The organism is Candidatus Eisenbacteria bacterium (assembly GCA_016867495.1).
Lineage (GTDB): Bacteria > Eisenbacteria > RBG-16-71-46 > CAIMUX01 > VGJL01 > VGJL01.
Genome location: VGJL01000221.1, coordinates 1 through 3,844, shown reverse-complemented (window position 1 = coordinate 3,844; position 3,844 = coordinate 1). Strand labels below are relative to the sequence as shown.

The window sequence follows — 3,844 nt, the reverse complement described above, 5'->3', positions numbered from 1 at the left end:
CCCTCCGGAAGTTCGAGCCGCACCGGCGCGAAGTTCCAGATCGCCACCACCCCGGCCCGGGCCAGGCGGGTCGCGATCGTTTGCGCCGCTTCGGTCGGCACCGTGAGGACCGCCAGGCGGATCTCGAAGATGTTGATCACATCCTCGAGCTGCTCCAGCGGCAGGACCTTGTGCCCCCCCTGGAACCTCCCGATCTTCGCGGGATCGTCGTCAAGGACGGCCATGATCCGCATCCCGTGCGCGCCGAATCCCTCGTAGGAGGCGATGGCCGCCCCGAGCCTGCCCATCCCGACGAGAACAGCGGTGTTGACCGGCCGCAGCCCGAGCTGATCCTCCGCGACCGCCTTGATCTGCTGGGTCACGAGCGCACCGGAGGGGCCCGGTTCGATCCCGTCTCCTTGGACCGATCGGGCATGTTCCCCCGCTCGAGCACGAGGAGGCGCACTATCACCGTCGACCGACTCCCGGCGACCTGGCCGGAGTCACGAAATGAGCTCTCCGGAAAACCCGGAGCGGTTCATTGTCTTCAACGTGAACGAAGGGCACTGGATCAACCAGAGTGGCGGATCTTCATGGGATGCGATGGACGAAGCCATTCCAACCTATTATCCCTGCCTCTTCTTGGACACTCCGACATACGTGACGCCCAGTCAACCGGACTGCTCAGGAGCAGATAGCCAACATGACTTGCGCACCAACGTCGGAGACATGACGATTCGAGATCAAGACGGTGCTAATGGAATAACCGAGAGCGATCACCGGTACTACGAGAGCCGCTGGGCCATAGCCGCCGCATGGTGGCAAGCGGCGGAGTCGCCTGATCCGGCCTGGCAGGAGTACTGGCATCTGCTTCTCTGGGAAGCCCTCGAAGGACTTCAGCCGCCTAACGACCCGCAGCACCGGCACCCGCGGGACTTCTTCAACCAGCTCCTGATCCAGAACGATGACGACGCGAATCCCCGAAATGGAACGCCGCATGACGCGTGGATAGCATCCGCCTACGCGAATCACGGCATGAACTACTACCCCACATTGACATCGCGCGATGCCGCCGGAAACCTCCAGTCAGCGTTCACGCTTGGGGATCGCATCTGCTGCCGCGGCACCTGGTACCCGACAAATGACGATGTGCGGGTATACGTGGTCGCCAACAGGGACAATGCGGCGTGGATAGATGGAGCTGCTCTCGCTGATGTCTCCGGAGGACACGAAGTGGTGCACATCGGCGGCGACGGAGAGTTCGCCTTGACGACGATCTGGCCCGCCGCAAACGCCATCGGCGACTACGACATTGTCGTGGATGTGAACCGATCCGGAACGATGGACCTCGACTTTGAGGGAATTCTGGATGGCTGCGACGACTTCATGACGATAGGTTTCACCGTCCAAGCGCCGACTCCCGTGGTGTGGCGGGACGTGACGGCGGAGGAGGTGAGCTTCGGCGTCGAGATTCGCTGGACCTTGGGTGCGGACGTCACCCAAGGTGAAATCCAAGTGTACCGATCAACGGACGCTGCGTCCCGCGGGGCCTTGCTTGCCACTGTGACAGGAACCCCGGGGGCGCCCCAGACCTACTGTGACGAGACGGTGACACCGGGGACGACCTATTGGTATTCGATCGCCATCGGCGAGACGCCGGGGGAGGCGTACGGGCCGATCTCCGTCAGTGTCGCCGGCTCAGGCCGGGCAGAGGTGCTGTCGGCGGGCCCGAACCCGATAGCGAGCTGGGGGACCATTCGCCTCTACTTGCCCAAGAAGACCGATGTGTGGCTCGAGGTCTTCTCGGCTGATGGAAGGCTGGCCGATATCCGGCGGTACGGTGAGCTGGGGCCAGGACTGCAAAGCATCTCTTGGGACACGTTGGACCAGAGTGGGCGGCGCCTGGAAACCGGATCGTACTTTTACTCGATCCACCTCGGCGACGCGATCCTCCCTGGAAGGTGGACCATAATCCGGTAGCCGATCGCTCCGTTTCGGGTTGCCTACATGGATGCGTGCCGAAAGTCCGCGGGATCGCGCGCGTAAGGAGGGTTCTGACAGGCGAACCGCAAGGCGCTGCGTGTGCTTCCCACAAATCTCGTCCGGCTTGCCGCGCTTGCGGTTAGGCCGTCTCTGCTTGTAGCATCGATCGCATGCTTTCGATCATCCTGCATGCCGTCGGCTCGATCTTGAAGTCTCGTTGTGCATCCTGAAAATCTCCTCCGATGCCGTCGGCGTCGAGAACTCCGCTCTCGTTGGGGTCCCGATCGGCGCGCCACGAATCATAGCGCGAAGTGACCGGGAAGGCCGACCACGTTCCTCAGGGTGAGAGCGACAAGGCCGGGTGGTCCTGGACGGTGACCGAACCCAGCCTAAGTTGGGATCAAGCGGCTGTTTTGTCCGGCGGCCCTTCAATCCTCCTCCGGCGGCAACCGGCGCAGATTGGCCTCGCGCAGATCGCTGCAGAGCTGGGCCAGGCCCGCCGTGATGTGCTCGTTGCGGACGACCACTCCCTCCGGAAGGTCGAGCCGCACCGGCGCGAAGTTCCAGATCGCCGCCACCCCGGCCCGGGCCAGGCGGGTCGCGATCGCTTGCGCCGCCTCGGCCGGCACCGTGAGGACCGCCAGGCGGATCTCGAAGATGTTGATCACATCCTCGAGCTGCTCCAGCGGCAGGACCTTGTGCCCCCCCTGGAACCTCCCGATCTTTGCGGGATCGTCGTCAAAGACGGCCATGATCCGCATCCCGTGAGCGCCGAATCCCTCATAGGAGGCGATGGCCGCCCCGAGCCTGCCCATCCCGACGAGAACGGCGGTGTTGACAGGCCGCAGCCCGAGCTGATGCTCCGCGACCGCTTTGATCTGCTGGGTCGCGAGCGCGCCGGAGGGGCCCGGTTCGATCCCGAGCCTCTTCATGTCGGCGGCGACGATCTGCTCGTCGAGCCCGAGGTCCGCGGCCAGATCCTGCGGCGCGATCTCCTGGCGCCCCTCGCCCAGAAGCCGCTCGTTGTGCCTATAGTAGAGGGCGAGCCTCCCGCGCATACTGCGCGGCGAAGGTCCCTGCGGCTCCCGATTCTCGCCAGGTTCCATCTCGCTATCGCTCCTTAGGCGCGACTGCCTGCGCCGGTTGTGTTCCCGTGCCGAGTCTCTCAGATGCCCGCCGCGCGGTCCATGCCCGGGCCCCAGAGCGGTCGCGAGAGACCGCGATGCCCGAGCGCGCAAACGAAAACGGGGCCCGGGGTTCAATCCCGGGCCCCGCCTCGTGGAGGTGGCTTTCTTCTCAGGCCTACTTCTTCTTCCTGCGCGACCGCGCGGCGATGCCGCTCAGCATCAACCCGCCGCCAAGCAGCATCAGGGTCGCGGGCTCGGGAACGGGGGTGACGGCCATGTCGACCTCGGCCAGGTCGTTGCCGCATCCCATCGTCCAGTGGATCATCATCGACTCGTTTAGGAACCCCAGCGCCTCGCGATCGATGATCGCCTCGATCGAGTAGCGCCCGTCGAACGCGCCATAGCGGAAGGCCTCGATCGGAGAGCTGTTCTGCCAAGCCGTGACCAGGAGCGGATCGGCCGCGCCGCCCCACGCGGGCTGGCCGGCAAGATGCGGATCCTGCCACACGAGATCGCCCCAGCGGAGCGCGCCGCCCGCGCTCGTGTCGACGGCGTAGTCATAGACATCGTCGTCGTTCATGTCGATCCCGATGTCTCCGGCCGCGAAGTGCTGGTAGTAGTAGCCGTTCCATCCGGTGCGCCCCGCAAGCGGGAATCCCGTCACGATCCCGATATAGGCAAATGAATTGTCATATGCGAGATAGGTGGCCTCGACGTCGTACTCCTGGCCGCCGTAACCAGGATCCAGGAAGCCA

At 64.5% G+C, this 3,844-nt stretch carries 4 protein-coding genes; 1 reads left to right on the top strand and 3 read right to left on the bottom strand.

Going from position 1 to position 3,844, the window contains the following annotated elements; genetic code table 11:
- Positions 1-362: redox-sensing transcriptional repressor Rex (locus FJY88_12505; protein ID MBM3288156.1), on the bottom strand; the 362-nt coding region annotated here is incomplete at its 3' end.
- 127 nt (positions 363-489) lie between these two features.
- Here FJY88_12505 and FJY88_12500 point away from each other — a divergent pair.
- Positions 490-1,959, top strand: a complete 1,470-nt coding sequence (locus tag FJY88_12500) for a hypothetical protein (GenBank protein MBM3288155.1) — start codon at positions 490-492, stop codon at positions 1,957-1,959.
- A gap of 431 nt (positions 1,960-2,390) precedes the next feature.
- Here FJY88_12500 and FJY88_12495 read toward each other — a convergent pair whose 3' ends face one another.
- Together FJY88_12495 and FJY88_12490 are read right to left on the bottom strand one after the other, a co-directional pair.
- Positions 2,391-3,068, bottom strand: a complete 678-nt coding sequence (locus tag FJY88_12495; protein ID MBM3288154.1) for a redox-sensing transcriptional repressor Rex — start codon at positions 3,066-3,068, stop codon at positions 2,391-2,393.
- A gap of 196 nt (positions 3,069-3,264) precedes the next feature.
- Positions 3,265-3,844 (bottom strand): PEP-CTERM sorting domain-containing protein (locus FJY88_12490; GenBank protein MBM3288153.1); only part of this gene is annotated, 580 nt, incomplete at its 5' end.

Excerpts from the sequence above, each read along its gene's own strand:
- FJY88_12495 (MBM3288154.1), bottom strand. The coding sequence starts at position 3,068 with ATGGAACCTGGCGAGAATCGGGAGCCGCAGGGACCTTCGCCGCGCAGT.
- FJY88_12500 (MBM3288155.1), top strand. The coding sequence starts at position 490 with ATGAGCTCTCCGGAAAACCCGGAGCGGTTCATTGTCTTCAACGTGAAC.